Annotated in this window: 1 protein-coding gene and 1 pseudogene; one reads left to right on the forward strand and one right to left on the reverse strand. The window is 73.6% G+C overall.

The window, feature by feature from the left end; genetic code table 11:
* Nucleotides 1-54 precede the first annotated feature (54 nt).
* Nucleotides 55-561 (reverse strand): hypothetical protein, encoded by a 507-nt coding sequence (locus D588_RS0116925; RefSeq protein WP_017916823.1) that lies wholly within the window; start codon nucleotides 559-561, stop codon nucleotides 55-57.
* 26 nt (nucleotides 562-587) lie between these two features.
* On the opposite strand from D588_RS0116925, the pseudogene D588_RS28585 reads away from it, so the two are divergent.
* Nucleotides 588-890 (forward strand): annotated as a pseudogene (locus D588_RS28585) (hypothetical protein); the annotation flags it as partial.

Consider the following 890-nt stretch of genomic DNA (forward strand, 5'->3'; position numbering starts at 1 on the left):
CGCCGCTCAGGCTGCTGCCGGGGCTGCCGCTGCGACGCACGGCGGCGCTGCCCGTCAGGCGGCCTCCGCCGCGGTCGCCAGCGCGCCGTGCAGCGATGCCGGCAGGATCTCCAACACGCGCTCGCGGATGCGCTGCGCGTAGCGCTCGGAGGTCATCTCCGGCATGGTGCGCAGCGCCAGCGCGATCGCGCGCAGGGTGTCCTGCTCCTCGCGCGCGGCGCGCAACTGCAGCTGCAGGGCAGGCGAGGCCGGATGCCGCTGCAGTTGCAGCAGGTCCAGCAGATACATGCGTGCATTGAGCAGGGCGCGACGCGGGTCGGCCGGTGGTGGTGGCGCGCTCGCGGCCACCGTTGCGGCGGCGACGCCGCGCCCATCGTCCAGGTAGCCCTGCTCCAGTAGCCCCTGCACGATCGCATCGGCGCCGCGGCCGCCCAGCGTGGTCAGTTCCTCGACGCTGCGCTGGCCGTCGGCCAGGATCAGCACGCGTCGCTGGCGCATGTCCAGCGGCGCATCGTGCGATTGCAGTGCCGCAAGGGCGAGGGCGGTCTTGCGCGGGTGCATGGCGGCGGGGTCGGTAGGCGCGCAGCATGGCGCGCAGCGGTGAAATGCCGATGACAGGGGCGATGCGCCGGCGTGTCGGTGCCTGCAGCCGTCTTGTCATCGGCGTGATCGAACGCCCGGTTCAGGGCGCTGTGCCGAGCCGCGGCTGCGCGCTGCGTGTCGTCGCCGCAGCGCCGTGCAGCGCAGGCGCATGCACGCTAGCCTATGCGCTGGTCCAGCGAGGAAGTGCGATGAAGCCGATTCAACCAGGCGTGGCGGTGTTGCTGCTTGCGCTCGCCGCCTGCGACCGGCAGCCGCCCGCGCCGCCGGCCGCGCCTCCCGCACCGTCT

Source organism: Xanthomonas sp. SHU 308, assembly GCF_000364645.1.
Taxonomy (GTDB): Bacteria; Pseudomonadota; Gammaproteobacteria; order Xanthomonadales; family Xanthomonadaceae; genus Xanthomonas_A; species Xanthomonas_A sontii.

Coding starts and splice junctions, on each gene's coding strand:
- D588_RS0116925 (WP_017916823.1), bottom strand. CDS start 561: ATGCACCCGCGCAAGACCGCCCTCGCCCTTGCGGCACTGCAATCGCAC.